Origin of the sequence: Pseudarthrobacter sp. NPDC055928 (assembly GCF_042270935.1) — a bacterium.
In the GTDB taxonomy this organism is placed as follows: Bacteria; Actinomycetota; Actinomycetes; order Actinomycetales; family Micrococcaceae; genus Arthrobacter.
This window is the reverse complement of the sequence record NZ_JBHJZH010000013.1, coordinates 1-16,582: the sequence shown is the minus strand read 5'-3', so window position 1 is coordinate 16,582 and position 16,582 is coordinate 1. Positions and strand designations below refer to the sequence as shown.

Sequence of the window (16,582 nt, the reverse complement as noted above, 5' to 3'; positions counted from 1 at the left end):
AATTCACGACGCAAGGAGCACAGGAATGAACTTCTTCATCAAGCTGCTGGGCACGGGCATCAGCCTGCTTGCCGGGTTCGCCGGCACCAAGGCCGTTGACGCGATCTGGGAAAAGACCACCGGCAAGAAGCCACCAAAGGGGGGCAAGGACGATGTCCCCACCACGCTGCGGACCGCGCTGACCTTCGCGCTGGTGTCCGCCTCTGTCAGCGCCATCATCCAGGTCCTCGCCAACCGCGGCACGCAGCGGGCCATCACGCGCTTCGCCAAGAGCCAGGACATCGTCTAGGCGCAGGAAAAACCGGGCTGTGATCAGTCCGGCCGGCCGCCGTCGGAAGCATCCTCCCGGGAAGCTTTGGCGGCGGCTTTCTGCACCACGGCCTCGAGCTCGTCGGAGCTGAGCAGCTCGCGGTGCAGGTGCTTGGTCCGGTAACCGGCCCGGCCCACCATGTGCGCAGACACAGGCACGGTCAGCAGCTGGAAGATCCAGGCCACCAGCAGCACCGGCCACACCCACCAGGTGCGCAACTGCAGGCCGATGGACGCCAGCAGCAGGAACAGGCCCAGGACCTGGGGTTTGGTGGCGGCGTGCATCCGGCTCAGGAGATCAGGGAACCGCAGCAGGCCTATTGCGGCGGCCAAGGACATCAGCGCGCCCACGATCATAAAGACGGCGGACACGGAGTCAATGACGATGTCCAGCACGGCGGGCTCAGGACTCATGGGGTTGCTCCCGCCGGTCGGCCACGAAGCGGGCCACGGTAACCGAGCCGATAAACCCGATGATGGACAACGCCACCAGCAGCATGAGGTTGTTCAGGTGCCGGTTCACGGCCATGTCGATGCATAAGGCCGCACCGAGGATGGCCAACAGCACGTCCGAGGCCAACACCCGGTCCAGCAGTGAAGGCCCCCGCGCGATCCTGATGATGGCTCCGGCGGCCGCCAGCGAAAGGATGACTGCCGTGACGGCCAGGACGATCTCCATCATGCTGCAGCCTCCGCTCTGATTGCATCCAGTTCTTCCTGGCTTCCCATGATCCGAATGAGCCCGGCTTCGATGTCCCTGACTTCCCGGCGGAGACCCTCCACCTCTTCCGGGGTGCCGATGTTCAGGCAGTGGAGGTAAAGCGTGGATGTCGAGCGATCCACCTCCACCACCAGGGATCCGGGAATCAGGGAGATGACGTGCCCGGTGGCGGTCACCATCAGGTCCTCATGGCTCCGTAGCGGAACGGCGACGACGGCGTTCCGCACCGAAGGGCCTCGGACGGCCGCCAGGTACATCACTTGGAAGCTCGCGGCCATCACTTTCCCCAAGAACATCAGCGCGAAGGGAACCGCGTGGAGGACATTAAATCGGCCGCTCAGTTCCACGGGGGGAAGGTAGAACATCCTGGCCACAGCCACAGCGAGGATAGCCCCGAAGAGGAGGTTGCCCGGGCTGAAGTCCTGCCAGAGCGCGCCCCAGACGATGACCAGCCAGACCAGGAGCGGGAGTTCCTGGCGCAGGGAGATCCGCCGGCGGCTCACTTGCCGCCCCCGGAGGTCAGGATGAGGGGAACCGCCGTTTCTTCGCCCAGGACAGCCTGGATGTAGGAGGACCTGTCCAGCATGTCAGCGGCGGCCTGATCCGAGACCTTGAACAGCGGACCGGCAAAGACCGTGAGCGAGACGCCCAGCAGCACCAGTCCGAGGGTGGAGCCCACCATGGTGCGCGGCAGCAGGGTGACGTTGTTGCGGCCTCCCCGGCGCCCGGTATCGGAGGTCTCGCGCGGGGCGAGGAGCACGGGGTCGGGGTGCTCGGCGTCGGACGGTTTGCGCCAGAAGGCGCGGTTCCATACCCTGGCGACGGCCAGCAGGGTCAGCAGGCTGGTGAGCACGCCTCCGATCACCAGGGTGTACGCCAACGGCGTGCCGAGCTCGATGCCGGCCTGCATGAGGCCCACTTTCCCCAGGAATCCGGAGAACGGCGGGATCCCCGCCAGGTTCATGGCCGGGATAAAGAACAGCAGCGCCAGCAGGGGCGACAGTTTGGCCAGCCCGGCCAGCCGGTCAATGGAGGAGCTCCCGCCGCGGCGTTCGATGAGGCCGGTGACCAGGAAGAGGCTGGTCTGGATGGTGATGTGGTGCGCCACGTAGAACACGGCCGCGCCCAGCCCGGCCACTGAGGACATGGCCAGGCCGAACACCATGTACCCGATGTGGCTGACCAAGGTAAAGGACAACAGACGCTTGATGTCGCTTTGCGCCAGGGCGCCGAGGATACCCACCGCCATGGTGAGCAACGCCGCCACCATTAATGGTGTGTTGAGGGAGTCGCCGGGGAACAGGAGCGTCTCGGTGCGGACCATCGCGTAGACGCCCACTTTGGTGAGCAGGCCGGCGAACACTGCAGTGACCGGCGCCGGGGCGGTGGGGTAGGAGTCGGGCAGCCAGAAGGACAGCGGGAACACGGCTGCCTTGATGCCAAATGCCACCAGCAGCATCACGTGCAGGAGGGTTTTGGTGCCCTGGTCCAGGTCCGCGAGCTTGATGGCGAGGTCGGCCATGTTCACCGTTCCGGTGGCTCCGTAAACCATGGCGATGGAGATCAGGAACAGCACCGATGAGACCACGGACACCACCACGTACGTGACGCCCGCACGGATCCGGGGGCCGGTGCCGCCCAGCGTCATCAGGACGTAGCTTGCCGTCAGCAGGATCTCGAATCCCACATACAGGTTGAAGAGGTCACCGGACAGGAAGGCGTTGGACACACCGGCCACCAGGATCAGGTAGGTCGGGTGAAAGATCGAGACGGGGGCGTCGTGGTCGCCGTCGGCCATGCCCTGCCCGGTGGCGTACACGAGCACCGCAAGGCTCACGGCCGACGAAACCACCAGCATCAGGGAGGAGAACTGGTCCACCACCATCACGATGCCCCAGGGCGGCAGCCAGCCGCCGATGTTCACCGCGGCGGTACCGCCTTCCCAGACGGAGGCGAGGAGAAGGCACTCGAGCGCGAGGGTGAGGGAAAGCAGCGCGATGCTCACGGTCCGCTGCGCCCGTGAGTGCCGGATCAGCACAAAGGTCAGGGCGGCGCCAAGGATGGGAAGTACGACGGCGAGCGGGGCAAAGCTTGCGATGTTCACTTCACACCTCCTTCGGGGCCTGGGGTGACGTTTTGGGAGCCTGGCTGCTCTTCGGCCGCGGCGTCGATGGCATCAATCCTCTTGGCACCGGCCGCGACGGTGCTCCCGGCCGATTCCCCGCCGGAGCGGGTCAAGGCCTGGTCAGACACCGAACGGCCGTCGCCGCCGACCATTGTCAGGGGAAACTCGGAGGTCTCCATGGGGATCTCGGCGTCGTCCTCGGCGTCGAAACTGGGCGTCTCGGCGACGCGGAGGTCTTCGACGTCGTCCTGGATCTCATCCTGCCGGGCCAGGACCCAGGTGCGGTAGATGATGCCCAACATAAAAGCCGTCACCGCGAATGAGATGACGATGGACGTAAGGATCAGCGCCTGCGGAAGGGGGTCGTTGTAGTCCTGCGCGGGCGTGTCCTTGGCGTAGAACGGCGCCAGGCCGGCATATCCGCCAGTGGCGAGGATCAGCAAATTCGTGGCATTGGCGAGGAGCATCAGGCCCAGCAGGACGCGGGTAAGGCTGCGTTCCAGGAGGAGGTAGATCCCGCAGGCGTAGAGTGCCCCCATCACGGCAAGGAGGGTCAGGTTGACGCTCATGACTGGCCCCTTGCTGTGGTTTCGGCAGGGACACCCAGTGGTTCCTGTTCCTCAGCCGGGGCCGTCGCCTGGGTTTCGACGTTCTCATCGATCTCGGCGCCCAGGCTGCGCAGCACGTCCAGCACCAGGCCCACCACCACGATGTAGACGCCGATGTCGAAGATGGTGGAGGTGACGAACTTGATGTCGCCGAAAACGGGCAGCCACAGTTCGATGATGGCCGTCTGGAAGACCTGGCCGCCCAGCAGGAGCGGCACCACGCCTGAGGCGGCAGCAGTCGCAAGTCCGATGCCCAGGAGGGTTCCGGCGCTGATGGGGGTGGCTTCCCGCAGTTCAAAACGGCCTCCGGCCAGGTAGCGGATGGTCAGCGCCAGGCCAGCGGTGAGTCCGCCGGCGAAACCGCCGCCGGGCAGGTTGTGCCCCGCCAGCAGCAGGTACAGGGAGAAGATGATCATGGAGTGGAAAATCAGTCTGGTGACCACTTCGAAAATGATCGAACGCCGTTCCGGGGCCAGCGTCCTGCCGGCCACAATCCAGGCGTCCCGGGTGGACGCGGCGAACTTCCTACTGATGGCCAGCGCGGCGGCGTCACGGGAGCCAGGATCGACGCCGGGGTGCCTGCCCACGGTGCCCTCGGCAACATCGGCGGACATCAGGATGCGGTCTCCGCGGCTGCGGACGAAGATCAGGCTGGCAACACCGGTGGCGGCGAGGGCAAGGACCGAAATTTCGCCAAAAGTGTCCCAGACGCGGATGTCCACCAAGGTCACGTTGACGATGTTCAGCCCGCCGCCGCCCTCGTAGGCGAGGCGGGGGAATTCCAGTGAAACGGGCGTGGCAATGCGGGCGCCCATGGCGTAGATGGCGGCAAAAATCATGGTGACGCCGAAGCCCAGCCCGATGATGACGCGCACCACCCGGTATTTGCCGCCGGTGCGGTCCCGGAGCTCTGCCGGCAGGCTGCGCATGGCAAGGACAAAGGCCACCAAAATGATGGTTTCCACCAGCATCTGGGTGAGGGCCAGGTCCGGGGCACCCTGCAGGGCGAACATCAGGGCAATGCCGTAGCCCGTCACCGAGACCATCAGCACCGCAAGGAACCGCTTGTTTGCCTTGACGGCCGCGAGGGCGCCGATCACGATGCCCGCGGCCGCCACCAGCTGCAGCGGCGAATTGGGATCGATGAAATACAGGTTGTCCGGGAGCGGTTTGTTGGAGGCCAGCATGGCGGCGAGCGGCAGGACGCAGGCCACGGAAAGGATGACCGCCAAGTAGAAGTAGAGCGAACCACGCTGGGTGCGGCCGGTGATCCAGACAGCGGTGTCGTCCAGCGCGCCGATGGTGTACTGGTAGGCGCGGTCGGCGTCGATCCAGCCCGGCACCCGGTCCTGCACCCGCGCCACAAGGGTATGGCCAAAGTACATTGCCAGGCCCAGCACAAACGTGACAGCCGTCAAGCCCAGGGCCGGGGTCATGCCATGCCACAGCGCAAGGTGCCCCGCCTGCTCGGCTGGAGTCCCGGCGTCGGGCGCGGTGGAGGCAAACAGCGCGGCGTACGGCTGGATCCACGCATCCACCGGTGCCGGCCACAGGCCGTAGACGATGGTCAGGAGGCTCAGGAGGGCAGGAGCGGCGAGGAAGGATGGCCGGACGGCCTTGAACGGGGTCCGGTCAACTCCGGGCTTGGCGGCAAAGGCGCCCCACATGAACCGGGCGCTGTAGGCGAAGGTCAGGATGGAGCCCAGGACGATGCCCGCGAGCACCACCATGCCCCACGGACCGCTCTGCGCGTGGTGGACGAAGGCTTCCAGGACCGATTCCTTGGCCACGAACCCGGCGAGCAGCGGGACGCCGGCCATGGAGGCGGCGCCGATGCCGGCCACGATCCCCAGGGCCCGGGACGAGGTGAAGACGCCGGACAGCTTCCGGACGTCGCGGGTCCCGGACTGGTGGTCGATGATGCCCACCACCAGGAACAGAGTGGCCTTGAACAGCCCGTGAGCGAGCAGCATCGCAAGTCCGGCCAGCGCGGCGTCGGGGGTGCCAAGGCCCACCACCATGGTCAGGAAGCCCAGCTGGCTGACGGTGCCGTACGCAAGGATCAGCTTGATGTCGGTCTGGCGGAGCGCCCGGTACCCGCCCACCAGCATGGTGGCCAGCCCGAGCCCAAGGACAACCGGCTGCCAATAGGGGGTTTCCGCGAAGCCGGGCGCCAGCCGTGCCACGAGGTAGATGCCGGCCTTGACCATCGCCGCGGCATGCAGGTAGGCGCTGACCGGCGTGGGGGCTGCCATGGCACCGGGAAGCCAGAAGTGGAAGGGGACCAGCGCGGATTTGGTGATGGCACCCACCAGGATGAGGACGACGGCGGCACCCACCGCTGAGCCGGTTGGCCCGGCTACCAGCTCGGGAGCCTGCGCCAGGATGGCTGAGATACGGTACGTGCCCGCGCTGTAGCCGAGCATGATCAGGCCCACCAGCATGGCGAGGCCGCCGGCGGTGGTGACCATCAGTGCCTGCAGCGCGGAGCGGCGGGCCGCAAGCCGAGTGCGGGCGAATCCAATCAGCAGGTAGGACAGGATGGTGGTGAGTTCCCAGAAGATGAACAGCAGGAGGAGGTCGTCCGCCACCACCAGGCCGAACATGGCTCCGGCGAAGGCCAGGAGCTGGGCGCCGAAACCGCCAAGGTCCTGGTCTTTTTTCTTGAAGTACCGCGCACAGTAGACCAGCACCAGGGCACCGACTCCCAGCACCAGGAGCGACATCACCCAGGCAAGGGCGTCCATCCGGAAGGCGAACTCCAGCTTGAGGCCCGGAATCCAAGGGAACACCTCGTCAACCGGGCCGGAGTTCGAGTAGACGGCCCCGTGCTGCAGCAACAGCCAGAAGAACGACGCCGCCGGGACAGCAGCCAGCGCATAAAACGCGTTCCGCCCCCAGGCCCTGAACAGAAACGGCGCCACAGCAGCCACCGCAAAGTGCACGGCAAGGACTGTGATCACTGGTATCTCCGCAACGTCAGGGATTCGATTGTCAAAAGTAAGAGCAGGCGGTCATTCGTAAGATTTCAGTGCCCACAGTTTATCAAGGTGCAACAGGCACTCCTGCCGCACGGGGTTGGCCGGGTGGAAGGATTCGGCGGCTGTCCGGGTTATCGTCCACCGGTTGTTCGCCACGGGCGGATACGATTCAGCCTATGAACACCGCCAGCGCTCCTGAGGCCATGCAGCCATCGGAACTCGAAGCAGGAAACAAGGCGACCAGCAAGGGCCGCGTCCTCGCCTGGGCCGCCTGGGACTGGGGATCGGCCGCCTTCAATGCCGTGATGACCACCTTCGTCTTCACCGTGTACCTGACCTCCAACGCCTTCGGCGGCGAGGACCAGGCCTCGGCGGTCCTGGGCGGTGCGCTGGCCATAGCCGGCTTCGCCATCGCCGTGCTCGCCCCGGTGACCGGGCAGCGTTCGGACGCAGGCGGACGCCGGAAGCTGTGGCTGGGAGTCAACACGGCCGCCGTCGCCATCCTGACGGCACTGTGCTTCTTTGTGTTCCCGAGGCCGGAGTTCCTGTTGCTTGGCGTGTCCCTCATTGCACTGGGCAACGTGTTCTTCGAGTTTGCCGGCGTCAACTACAACGCCATGCTCGCGCAGGTTTCCACCCCGAGGAACATCGGAAAGGTTAGCGGCTTCGGCTGGGCCAGCGGCTACCTCGGCGGCATCGTTGCCCTCCTTGTTGTCCTGCAACTGTTCGTCCAGCCGAGCTTCGACTGGTTCGGGGCGTCCACCCAGGACAGCCTCAACATCCGCCTGGTTGCCGTGTTCTCCGCCCTGTGGTTCTTCGTCTTCGCGCTGCCGGTCCTGTTCGCCGTTCCGGAACTCCCGCGGCCCAGGCAGGCCAAGTCCCTGGGTTTCCTGGCCTCCTACAACCTGCTGGTCCGCCGGATCAAGGCCATCTACGCCACCAGCCCGCACACCATCTATTTCCTGCTGGCCAGCGCGGTCTTCCGTGACGGCCTGGCCGCGGTGTTTACCTTCGGCGGGATCATCGCCGCCGGAACCTTCGGCTTTGAACTCTCCCAAGTCATCTTCTTCGCCATCTTCGGCAACGTCGTGGCGGCTGTCGGTGCCGTCATTGGCGGCTTCCTCGATGACCGGGTGGGGCCAAAAGCCGTCATCATCGGTTCCCTGGTGGGGCTGCTGATCGCCGGGACCGCCATCCTGGTGCTCGGCAACGGAGACTATGTCTTCTTTGGCATGCAGTGGGCGGGCAGCACCACTTTCTGGGTCTTTGGGCTGTTCCTCTGCCTCTTCGTCGGCCCGGCCCAGTCCTCCTCGCGGGCCTACCTTGCCCGGCTCGCACCCCACGGCGAGTCCGGGGAGCTCTTTGGCCTGTATGCCACCACCGGCCGCGCCGTCAGTTTCCTGGCGCCTTCGCTGTTCACGCTCTGCATCGCGCTGGCCACGCCCCTGGTGGCACCGGGTGAGGCGCAGCGCTGGGGCATCCTGGGCATCATGGTGGTATTGCTCGCCGGCCTGCTGGTCCTGCTGCCGGTCAAGTCGCCGGACAAGGCCCCCATCGCCGTCGTCCCCGCCGCCTAGGGCCGCGCCCTTTAACCCGGCGCGAACGAACACTTGGGCCCCCGCGGCCGCGACTTGGGCGGCGCACGCCCCAAAGAGCCGTCCGCGGATTAGGCTGGAGCTATGAACGTGGATGAGACGGACCTCCCCGGCCTTGGCCGGCGGAAGGATTTTATGACTGCTTCAGGGCGCCGCATTGGCGTCGTGGAGCTGCGGGAAGGCCAGACGGAGCTGATCGTCTCCACCTGGGATGACCCCGACACGTGCCAGGCGTCCATTCCCCTCACCGGGGATGAAGCAGCCACCCTGGGCAACCTCCTGGGCGGACAGCACCTGGCCATGAAGCTCACGGAAGAGCACAGGGATGTCCCCGGCATCGTCACGAGGCAGTTCTCCATCGCTCCGGACTCCCCGTTCCAGAACCAGCCGATGGGCAAAGCGTGCATCCGCACGCGCTGTGGTGTCTCCATCGTGGCGATCATGCGTGAAGGCGAGGTGCTCCCGTCGCCGGGTCCCGACGTCGTACTTCACTCGGGTGATTTGCTCATCGCCGTCGGTACGCAAGAAGGCCTCGACGACGCCGCCGAGATCCTCCGCAACGGATAGCCGACATGGACCCGCTGGCCCTGACCCTCATTGAACTGGGGGCCGTTGTGTTCTGCCTTGGCCTGTTGGCCAGGCTGGCCGGACGGATCGGAATGTCCCCCATCCCGCTGTACCTTGTGGGCGGTCTCGCCTTCGGTGCCGGTGGCGTAATGAAGCTCGAAGGCATCCAGGAATTCGCCCACCTCTCGGGTGAAATCGGCGTCATCCTGCTGCTGCTTATGCTCGGATTGGAATATACGGCTGCCGAGCTTTTCACCGGTCTGCGCAGGTCCTGGCAGGCCGGTGTCCTTGACCTGGTCCTGAATTTCGTTCCAGGCGCCGCGCTGGCCCTGCTACTGGGCTGGGGGTCGGTGGGTGCGATGGTGATGGGCGGTGTCACGTATATTTCCTCGTCCGGGATCGCCGCCAAGGTGATCACGGACCTCGGCCGGATCGGTAACCGCGAGACGCCAGTGGTGCTGTCGATCCTGGTGTTTGAAGACCTCGCCATGGCCATCTACCTGCCCATCCTCACCGCCACCCTGGCCGGAGTCAGTTTCCTCGGCGGGCTGACCACGGTGGGAATTTCGCTGGCAGTGGTCACCGTAGTCCTGATGGTGGCCCTGCGGCACGGCCACCGCGTGTCCCAGGCCGTCCACAGCGAAAACTCCGAAGTATTCCTCCTGAACCTGCTGGGTGCGGCGTTGCTGGTTGCCGGCGTTGCATCCGCCATGCAGGTCTCAGCGGCGGTGGGGGCGTTTATGCTCGGCATCGCTATATCGGGCGCCACGGCCCACAGTGCCACCCGTATCCTTGAACCGCTGCGTGACCTGTTCGCAGCGATTTTCTTTGTGGCCTTCGGGCTGAACACTGATCCGACATCCATTCCGCCTGTACTGGGCTGGGCCCTGGTCCTGGCTGTCATCACCGCAGTCACGAAAATGGTCACCGGAATCTGGGCTGCCAAGCGGGCAGGAATTGCCCGCCCGGGACGCTTCCGTGCGGGTGCGGCCCTCATTGCCCGTGGCGAGTTCTCCATTGTTATCGCCGGCCTGGCCGTTGCCTCCGGAGTTGTCCCTGACGAACTGGCCGCCCTGGCCACCGCCTACGTCCTTCTGATGGCCATCATCGGGCCGCTGGCCGCCCGCTACGTGGAGCCGGCGGTCAAGGCCTTTGGCCGCCCGGCCCGCGTGCCCGCACAGGCTTAGGCCGCCGACGCCAATTCCCCGCAGCCCGTCCCGCCCGACCCGAGCCGGCATCGAAGGGTGAGGGGCTAGATCCGGGTGCGGTGGAAGTTCAGGTGGCTGCGGCTGGCGGTCGGGCCACGCTGGCCCTGGTACCGGTTGCCGTACTCACCGGAGCCATACGGGAATTCCGCGGCGGACGTCAGCCGGAAGAAGCACAATTGGCCAATCTTCATGCCGGGCCACAGCTTGATGGGCAGCGTTGCCATGTTGGACAGTTCCAGAGTCACGTGCCCGGAGAATCCGGGGTCAATGAAACCGGCGGTGGAGTGGGTGAGCAGGCCGAGGCGGCCCAGTGAGGACTTGCCTTCAAGGCGTGCCGCAATGTCATCTGGCAGGGTCACAGTCTCGTAGGTTGAGCCGAGCACGAACTCCCCCGGGTGCAGGATGAACGGCTCGCCGTCCTCGACCTCCACCAGGCGGGTCAGCTCCGGCTGCTCTTCTGCGGGATCGATGTGCGCGTATTTGTGGTTGTCGAAGAGCCGGAAAAACCGGTCAATGCGTACATCCACCGAGGACGGCTGGACCATCACCGCATCGTACGGTTCAAGGACAATCCGTTGGGAGTCTATTTCGGCACGAATATCGCGGTCAGAGATCAGCACGCCTCCCAAAATACCGCATGCGCGGTGCCCACTGCTGCCCGCGGGCGGGAAAGCTTCAGGCTGTGACGCCTTGGAATGCCCGACGGCGGAACGGACCCGCCGCCGAAACGCGGACTAAGTGGCCGGCTGGAGTTCCAGGACGTGCTTGAGCCGCTCCAGTTGGGCCACCTCGGCCTTCATGGTCCGCTGGACCATGGTGTTCAGGAGGCCTTTGATGCCCTTGGGCTGGAACTCGAGGGCAAACCTGACCCTGGTTCCGTCCGGCTCAGTGCTGAGGTAATAGCCGCCGGAGGGCCTGGCCGGTCCGGCGATGACCTGGAATTGTATTTCGGCACCCGGCCGGGCCTGGGTGATTTCGAAGTCTCCGGCAACGGGCCGTCCGGACCTGCCGGCCAGGGTCTGCTGGTACACGGCGCCCTTGGTACCGGCTGCCCCTGCGGCGAGGTCGATGTTGCGGATCCCGTCCCGCCACTGCGGAAGGTTCAACCCGTCAACCAGGAAAGTGTAAACGGCCATCGCGTCACGACGGATGAGTACCTCGTGCTCTGCGAAGGCCATGGGAATCCTTTGTTCGACGTCTGACTTTCAATAGCCCGCCTCCCCCATGACACCGCAGCTATCCGGTTCAGAGTAGTCAGACGTTTCGCCGCGAACCTAGCTACGGACGGGTACGTTATTGAAGAGTTACTGGATGACGCCGGCTGCCCTGCAGACACGGGCCGGATCGCGGGCGTCGTTGACAGCGGGGCCGCGCAACTGCGCTAAGCTAAGTTCTGCCCCGCCCAAATCGGGGGCACATGCGGCTGTAGCTCAATGGTAGAGCGCTAGCTTCCCAAGCTTGATACGCGGGTTCGATTCCCGTCAGCCGCTCCACTTCAGGGATTCGCACATACTTGGTGCGGACGACGCCGGGACTAGCCTTTTCTCCCCAGCCTCACCTGGCGCTCCAAAGCCTTCTTGAGCGCAGCCAGCCGGGCCGTCTCCTGTTTCCGGTACGCGCCCTCCTTCGCTCCGGAAAACACCCGCCCGAGTCCCTTGGGATCGTAGTGTGCGGTGACCGTCATGCGCGTGCTGTCGGCCACCGGATACACCACATAGGAACGCGTAATCGTTTCGGTCCGGCTCTCCAGAATCTCTGTCCAGGACCGGTCCGTCACCAGGTCCTCGAAACGCGGCAGTTGATCCTCCTGCCCCGGCACTGCCGCGCGCGCCTGCGGGTCGACGCAGAAAGCGTAAACTTCCGGCCGGCTGCAGGGAATAAGGACGGTGTTGTGGATCTCGATGGTTCCCATGGTGCTGTTCCCGTGATGATTAAGCGGGCCTGCCCTTCCCAGTACCCAGAGCGTCATTTTCACATTGGGAACCCTCGGACGCAATGACCGCCGCGCAATCTGTCGGAGCAACCTGTCGTAGCACTTGTCGGAGCAACCTGTCGGGCCGATGCCTGGGTGTTGCCTGCCGTCCGCACACCGGGGCCCGTTAGGTGCTGCCGTGTATCGTCAGAAGTCAGGAACCTCTTCGGTTCCGCTACAGGAGCAAACATGGCTGACAAGTCCCCGCGTCAAGCAGCATCCAAAAAAGCCGGCAAGTCCATCAAGGAAAAGCGTGCCGACAAGCGGGCAGCCGCAGCGCCGGCCAGCTCCCTGGATATCACGTCCAGCAAGGCCGCCAAAAAGAAGTGAGTGGCCATAAAACCCAGCTGAGCCTGGGCGTCCTGGCATCCACACGGAAACCCGACGAGCGCCGCGTCCCCATCCATCCCCTGCATTTCGAGCGGATTGCCCCCGAAGTGCGTAAGCGCATGATCCTGGAGCAGGGCTACGGCGAGCGCTTCGGCATCTCGGATGACCACCTCTCCACCCTCGTGGGGAAAATGGCCACCAAGGAAGCGCTGCTGGCGGAGGCCGACGTCGTACTCCTGCCCAAGCCGCAGCCGGCGGACCTGGCCGAACTGCGCGATGGCCAGGTCCTTTGGGGCTGGCCGCACTGCGTCCAGGACCGCGCCATTACCCAGCTGGCCATCGATAAGAAGCTCACGCTGATCGCTTTTGAGGCAATGAACCACTGGGCCAGCGACGGCGGCTTTGGCCTGCACGTGTTCCATAAGAACAATGAGCTTGCGGGGTACTGCTCAGTCCTTCACGCCCTTTCGCTGACCGGTTCAACCGGCGATTACGGACGGCGCCTCAGCGCCGTCGTGATCGGTTTTGGGGCCACTGCCCGCGGCGCGGTGACCGCGCTGAATGCCCACGGCATCCACGACGTCCAGGTGCTGACCAACCGCGGTGTTGCCGCGGTGGGCGCCCCGATCCACTCGGTCAACATCGTGCAGTTTGATCACGACGACGAGGCCCCCTTCCTGAGCCAGGTCATCACCGAGCGTGGCCGGGTTCCGCTGGCTCCGTTCCTGGCCGAGAGCGACATCGTGGTCAACTGCACGCTGCAGGATCCCAACAATCCACTCACCTACCTTCGGACAGAGGACCTGGAGGCGTTCAGCCCTGGAAGCCTGATTGTCGACGTGTCCTGCGACGAGGGCATGGGCTTCAGCTGGGCGCGGTCCACCACGTTCGCGGAACCGATGTTCACCATCGGGAATCACATCAACTACTACGCGGTGGACCACAGCCCCTCCTACCTCTGGAATTCGTCCAGCTGGGAGATCAGCCAGGCCGTGCTGCCTTTCCTGGAGACGGTCATCGGCGGTCCGGAGGAGTGGGACGGGAACGAAACAATTTCCCGGGCCATCGAAATCCGCGACGGCGTGGTCCTGAACAAGGACGTCCTGGAGTTCCAGCAGCGCCAGGCGGAGTACCCTCACCTGCCTGCTTAGGTGCCGGGCAGGTTTTAGCAGCCGCAGGCGAACCACGCTGCCGCCGCTGGCTTCTTAAGCCGGCGCCGGACGGCTGACGATCCGCACGGGGTGGCGCCGGTCCTTCAGGTCTACCCGAAGTTTCAGCGCCCCCTTGCGGGCAAGGACAACCCCGACGGTCAACGCGGCGAGTGCCGGTACCCCGCCCGACACCAGCAGAGCTATGTGCGGGTCTGCGTGTTCGGCAATCCAGCCGAGCATGGGACCGCCGATAGCCTGGCCGCCAATCAGCACCATGATGTACAGGCTCATGACCCGGCCGCGGATACCCATGTTCGAGCTGACCTGGACCAGCTGGTTGGATCCGGTCAGGAACATCAGGCACCAGAAACCGGACAACACCATCACCACGCTGAACCAAACCATCGACGGCGCCAGCGCAGCCAGGCACAGCATGAGGCCGTACATTCCGGCGCAAAACACCACCGAGCGAAGCCGCAACTGGCGGCGGCGGGTCGACGCGATGGCGCCGCACAGGGCACCCAGCGCGACCAAGGCGTTCAGCAGGCCGTAGCCGCCGGCGCCAACGTCGAACACGTGATCGGCAAAGGCTGCGAGCAGCACCGGCAGGCTCATGGCGAAAACGGCGATGAACCCGGCCATCAGCCACGGCCAGTAAATAGTGGGTTTGCTCAGCGCGTATCGCAGCCCTTCACGCAGCATGCCCTTCTTCTTGGGCGCCGGGGTGCTGACGAACAGCTGGTCCTTCCGTAGGAGCAGCAGCATGGCCACCGTGGAGCAGCAGGCCAGGGCATTTGCGGCGAAGGCCCAGCCGGCGCCGACGGCGGTCAGCATCAGGCCCGCGAGCGCCGGGCCGATCAGGCCGCCCAACTGGAACGTGGTGGAGTTGACGCTGATGGCATTGCGCAGGTACCTGGGCCCCACCAGTTCGTTGACGAAGACCTGCCGCGCGGGCTGGTCCAGCACCGTAACCAGGCCCAGCACCAGGGCAATGACGTAGACGTGCCAGACCTGCACTGCGCCAGTGAGGGCGAGGACAGCGAGTGCCGTCGCCAGGACCGCGGCCAGGCATTGACAGACAATGAGGATCTTCCGCTTGGCAAACCGGTCAGCCATCATGCCGCCCCATGGACCCAGGATGAGCGAGGGCATAAACTGCAACGCCACGGTGATGCCCACCGCAGTCACTGAACCGGACAGCTCCAGGACCATCCAGTCCTGGGCAATCCGCTGCATCCAGATCGCAATCACCGCCACAAAGTGGCCGATGGCGAAGATGCGGAAGTTGGGGACCCTGAGGGAGATGAATGTGTGTTTCCAGGGGAGCCGTTCGCTGACGACGGCGATGGGCTGGGTTTCGGAACTGGCGGAGTCGATGACGGGCTGGCTGACGGTTGCCGACGATGGCGGTGGGGGTGCCACAGGGGTGTCCTCAAGTAAGCGGGCGGGCTGGAATGCCCTTAACGCTAGGCTGACCGGCCATGATTATGTAGGGTTATTGCGTCTATAACTCGCATTGCGCAACGTAATACTGCTGCTCGGACCTGCCTCGCCCGGCCCACGCACCAGAGACCCAAAAGGAGCCCTTCGTGTTCGAACCCGCCCAGCTCCGCTCGTTCCTCGCCGTCGCGGAGACACTGAGTTTCACCAAGGCCGCTGAACGGCTGGGGTTAGCCCAGCCCACCGTCAGCCAGCACGTGCGCAAGCTTGAAGCGGCCGCCAAGCGGGTCCTGGTCACGCGGGACACCCGCGATGTCCGGCTGACAGATAACGGCGATGCCATGGCCGGGTTCGCCCGCACCATCCTGTCCGCCCATGATGCCGCCTCGCGCTACTTCTCCGGCTCCGCCATGCGCGGGCGGCTGCGCTTCGGCACCGCGGACGACCTCGCCATTACCGGGCTGCCCCGGATCCTGCGGGAATTTCGCCAGATCTATCCGCAGATCAACCTCGAGCTCACCGTCGGGCAGAGCGACCAGCTCTACAGGAAGCTCAATGCCGGCCAGCTGGACCTGGTGTTCGTGAAGTGGGTGGCCGGAGCCAAGGACGGCACAGTAGTGCAGCACGATTCCTTCTCCTGGGTGGGGTTGGACCAGACGTCGCTGGAGCCCGGAAATCCGGTGCCGCTGATCGCCTATCCCTCCCCCAGCCTCAGCAGGAAACTCGCCATCGATGCCCTGGAATCCCATGGCCGGACCTGGCGTATCACGTGCACCACCCGGCAAATCAGCGGCGTTCTGGCGGCGGTCCGAGCCGGCATCGGCGTCGCGGTGATGCCGTCGTCGCTGGTTCCGGAAGACCTGAAAATCATCACCCGGCGCTTCGACCTCCCGCCGGTCGGGGACGTCGATTTCACCCTGATCCGCAACCCGCTGGCCAACGCCGAAGTAATCGACGCCCTGACCCAAGCCATCGTTGGCAGGACCCTCAAGAAGTCGGCCTAAGGGTCTCCGGACACGCCCCGCGGCCCGTTGCATGGGGCACCGGCTTGGCCAAAACCATTGATGCGGAAGCCCGCATCGCCTATGCTGGATTCCCATGGGTCAAGCAGAGGCCGGTTTTGACAAAACGAGCGCGCGCCTGCAACCCATGGGCCGGTCGCGCTCGGGATAGGCAGCCAATGAAGACAGCCAGTAACTCCCATTTCCACTCAGCGCATCCGCATCCGCATACCACCCGGCCACTGGTCACCCACCATTCCCATTTCGGTGGCGGGATGGCCACCACGGAGTCCGAATACGTCGGAAAGCCCACCTGTGACAAGTGCGGAACCGACGAATTCATCTATCTTGAGTCGTACATTCCTCCGGTTTACCGGCGTGACGGGGTGGTCAGGACCCTGGGCGAAGTCGCCTACACCTGCACCCGTTGCGAGGATTTCTCCGCTCACAGCGTTCCTGCATCGTGGGCTCCCCCGGGCTGGTACCTGGGCTAACTTGCTCCCACGGCGCGCTGGGCGCGGCCGATACCACTACTACTAGAACAAAACGGCCCGGCGGCCACCCGAAGGTGGCC

General features: G+C 65.0%; 18 protein-coding genes and 1 tRNA gene. 9 read left to right on the top strand and 10 right to left on the bottom strand.

Annotation, left to right across the window (positions count from 1 at the left end):
- Nucleotides 1-25: 25 nt before the first annotated feature.
- Nucleotides 26-289: a DUF4235 domain-containing protein gene (locus ACFC25_RS15845; RefSeq protein WP_337347452.1), complete on the top strand. Its 264-nt coding sequence runs from the start codon at nucleotides 26-28 to the stop codon at nucleotides 287-289.
- A 23-nt stretch (nucleotides 290-312) separates the two neighbouring features.
- On the opposite strand, the gene mnhG is transcribed toward ACFC25_RS15845, so the two are convergent.
- The 6 genes from mnhG to ACFC25_RS15815 are packed head-to-tail and all read right to left on the bottom strand — an operon-like array spanning nucleotide 313 to nucleotide 6,726.
- Nucleotides 313-723 (bottom strand): monovalent cation/H(+) antiporter subunit G, encoded by a 411-nt coding sequence (gene mnhG / locus ACFC25_RS15840; protein WP_376046755.1) that lies wholly within the window; start codon nucleotides 721-723, stop codon nucleotides 313-315.
- On the bottom strand, nucleotides 713-991 hold the full coding sequence (locus tag ACFC25_RS15835) for a monovalent cation/H+ antiporter complex subunit F (protein WP_337347454.1): 279 nt from the start codon (nucleotides 989-991) through the stop codon (nucleotides 713-715). The genes mnhG and ACFC25_RS15835 overlap by 11 nt, the downstream gene beginning before the upstream one ends.
- Nucleotides 988-1,533: a Na+/H+ antiporter subunit E gene (locus ACFC25_RS15830; protein ID WP_376046752.1), complete on the bottom strand. Its 546-nt coding sequence runs from the start codon at nucleotides 1,531-1,533 to the stop codon at nucleotides 988-990. Before ACFC25_RS15830 ends, ACFC25_RS15835 begins: the two co-directional genes overlap by 4 nt.
- A complete protein-coding gene (locus ACFC25_RS15825) occupies nucleotides 1,530-3,134 on the bottom strand; it encodes a Na+/H+ antiporter subunit D (protein ID WP_376046749.1) in 1,605 nt (534 codons plus the stop codon). Before ACFC25_RS15825 ends, ACFC25_RS15830 begins: the two co-directional genes overlap by 4 nt.
- Nucleotides 3,131-3,724: a Na(+)/H(+) antiporter subunit C gene (locus ACFC25_RS15820; protein ID WP_376046747.1), complete on the bottom strand. Its 594-nt coding sequence runs from the start codon at nucleotides 3,722-3,724 to the stop codon at nucleotides 3,131-3,133. The genes ACFC25_RS15825 and ACFC25_RS15820 overlap by 4 nt, the downstream gene beginning before the upstream one ends.
- Nucleotides 3,721-6,726, bottom strand: a complete 3,006-nt coding sequence (locus ACFC25_RS15815; protein WP_376046744.1) for a Na+/H+ antiporter subunit A — start codon at nucleotides 6,724-6,726, stop codon at nucleotides 3,721-3,723. Before ACFC25_RS15815 ends, ACFC25_RS15820 begins: the two co-directional genes overlap by 4 nt.
- Nucleotides 6,727-6,920: 194 nt before the next feature.
- On the opposite strand from ACFC25_RS15815, the gene ACFC25_RS15810 reads away from it, so the two are divergent.
- From ACFC25_RS15810 to ACFC25_RS15800, 3 genes are all read left to right on the top strand, one after another.
- The gene (locus tag ACFC25_RS15810; protein ID WP_376046741.1) at nucleotides 6,921-8,321 is read left to right on the top strand and encodes an MFS transporter; all 1,401 of its coding nucleotides are present in this window, start codon (nucleotides 6,921-6,923) and stop codon (nucleotides 8,319-8,321) included.
- Nucleotides 8,322-8,423: 102 nt separating this feature from the next.
- A complete protein-coding gene (locus ACFC25_RS15805) occupies nucleotides 8,424-8,906 on the top strand; it encodes a TrkA C-terminal domain-containing protein (RefSeq protein ID WP_337352003.1) in 483 nt (160 codons plus the stop codon).
- Between the two features lie 5 nt (nucleotides 8,907-8,911).
- On the top strand, nucleotides 8,912-10,093 hold the full coding sequence (locus ACFC25_RS15800) for a cation:proton antiporter (RefSeq protein WP_376046738.1): 1,182 nt from the start codon (nucleotides 8,912-8,914) through the stop codon (nucleotides 10,091-10,093).
- 65 nt (nucleotides 10,094-10,158) lie between these two features.
- On the opposite strand, the gene dcd is transcribed toward ACFC25_RS15800, so the two are convergent.
- Entirely contained in the window at nucleotides 10,159-10,734 is a 576-nt protein-coding gene (dcd, locus tag ACFC25_RS15795; protein ID WP_337352001.1) for a dCTP deaminase, read from the bottom strand.
- 114 nt (nucleotides 10,735-10,848) lie between these two features.
- A complete protein-coding gene (locus ACFC25_RS15790; protein ID WP_337352000.1) occupies nucleotides 10,849-11,292 on the bottom strand; it encodes an SRPBCC family protein in 444 nt (147 codons plus the stop codon).
- 241 nt (nucleotides 11,293-11,533) lie between these two features.
- Here ACFC25_RS15790 and ACFC25_RS15785 point away from each other — a divergent pair.
- Nucleotides 11,534-11,607 (top strand) — tRNA-Gly (locus tag ACFC25_RS15785).
- 41 nt (nucleotides 11,608-11,648) lie between these two features.
- Here the strand turns inward: ACFC25_RS15785 and ACFC25_RS15780 are convergent.
- Complete coding sequence (locus ACFC25_RS15780; protein ID WP_337351999.1) at nucleotides 11,649-12,026, bottom strand: hypothetical protein; 378 nt, start codon at nucleotides 12,024-12,026, stop codon at nucleotides 11,649-11,651.
- 249 nt (nucleotides 12,027-12,275) lie between these two features.
- Here ACFC25_RS15780 and ACFC25_RS15775 point away from each other — a divergent pair, with 249 nt between their 5' ends.
- Entirely contained in the window at nucleotides 12,276-12,416 is a 141-nt protein-coding gene (locus ACFC25_RS15775) for a hypothetical protein (RefSeq protein WP_165478350.1), read from the top strand.
- Complete coding sequence (locus ACFC25_RS15770; RefSeq protein WP_337351998.1) at nucleotides 12,413-13,567, top strand: N(5)-(carboxyethyl)ornithine synthase; 1,155 nt, start codon at nucleotides 12,413-12,415, stop codon at nucleotides 13,565-13,567. The genes ACFC25_RS15775 and ACFC25_RS15770 overlap by 4 nt, the downstream gene beginning before the upstream one ends.
- A 54-nt stretch (nucleotides 13,568-13,621) precedes the next feature.
- On the opposite strand, the gene ACFC25_RS15765 is transcribed toward ACFC25_RS15770, so the two are convergent.
- Nucleotides 13,622-14,989, bottom strand: a complete 1,368-nt coding sequence (locus ACFC25_RS15765) for an MFS transporter (protein ID WP_337347466.1) — start codon at nucleotides 14,987-14,989, stop codon at nucleotides 13,622-13,624.
- A 167-nt stretch (nucleotides 14,990-15,156) separates the two neighbouring features.
- Between ACFC25_RS15765 and ACFC25_RS15760 the strand changes: the two genes are divergently transcribed.
- Together ACFC25_RS15760 and ACFC25_RS15755 are read left to right on the top strand one after the other, a co-directional pair.
- Entirely contained in the window at nucleotides 15,157-16,011 is an 855-nt protein-coding gene (locus tag ACFC25_RS15760) for a LysR substrate-binding domain-containing protein (protein WP_337347467.1), read from the top strand.
- Between the two features lie 176 nt (nucleotides 16,012-16,187).
- Nucleotides 16,188-16,502 carry a hypothetical protein gene (locus ACFC25_RS15755; RefSeq protein ID WP_337347468.1) on the top strand — a complete coding sequence of 105 codons (315 nt, stop codon included), beginning with the start codon at nucleotides 16,188-16,190 and terminating at the stop codon, nucleotides 16,500-16,502.
- Nucleotides 16,503-16,582 lie beyond the last annotated feature (80 nt).

What these genes read in the sequence shown, in the direction of transcription:
- ACFC25_RS15805 (WP_337352003.1), top strand. Translation starts at nt 8,424, where the DNA reads ATGAACGTGGATGAGACGGACCTCCCCGGCCTTGGCCGGCGGAAGGAT.
- ACFC25_RS15775 (WP_165478350.1), top strand. Translation starts at nt 12,276, where the DNA reads ATGGCTGACAAGTCCCCGCGTCAAGCAGCATCCAAAAAAGCCGGCAAG.
- ACFC25_RS15810 (WP_376046741.1), top strand. Translation starts at nt 6,921, where the DNA reads ATGAACACCGCCAGCGCTCCTGAGGCCATGCAGCCATCGGAACTCGAA.
- mnhG (WP_376046755.1), bottom strand. Translation starts at nt 723, where the DNA reads ATGAGTCCTGAGCCCGCCGTGCTGGACATCGTCATTGACTCCGTGTCC.
- ACFC25_RS15790 (WP_337352000.1), bottom strand. Translation starts at nt 11,292, where the DNA reads ATGGCCTTCGCAGAGCACGAGGTACTCATCCGTCGTGACGCGATGGCC.
- ACFC25_RS15845 (WP_337347452.1), top strand. Translation starts at nt 26, where the DNA reads ATGAACTTCTTCATCAAGCTGCTGGGCACGGGCATCAGCCTGCTTGCC.
- ACFC25_RS15835 (WP_337347454.1), bottom strand. Translation starts at nt 991, where the DNA reads ATGATGGAGATCGTCCTGGCCGTCACGGCAGTCATCCTTTCGCTGGCG.
- ACFC25_RS15820 (WP_376046747.1), bottom strand. Translation starts at nt 3,724, where the DNA reads ATGAGCGTCAACCTGACCCTCCTTGCCGTGATGGGGGCACTCTACGCC.
- ACFC25_RS15755 (WP_337347468.1), top strand. Translation starts at nt 16,188, where the DNA reads ATGAAGACAGCCAGTAACTCCCATTTCCACTCAGCGCATCCGCATCCG.
- ACFC25_RS15780 (WP_337351999.1), bottom strand. Translation starts at nt 12,026, where the DNA reads ATGGGAACCATCGAGATCCACAACACCGTCCTTATTCCCTGCAGCCGG.
- ACFC25_RS15800 (WP_376046738.1), top strand. Translation starts at nt 8,912, where the DNA reads ATGGACCCGCTGGCCCTGACCCTCATTGAACTGGGGGCCGTTGTGTTC.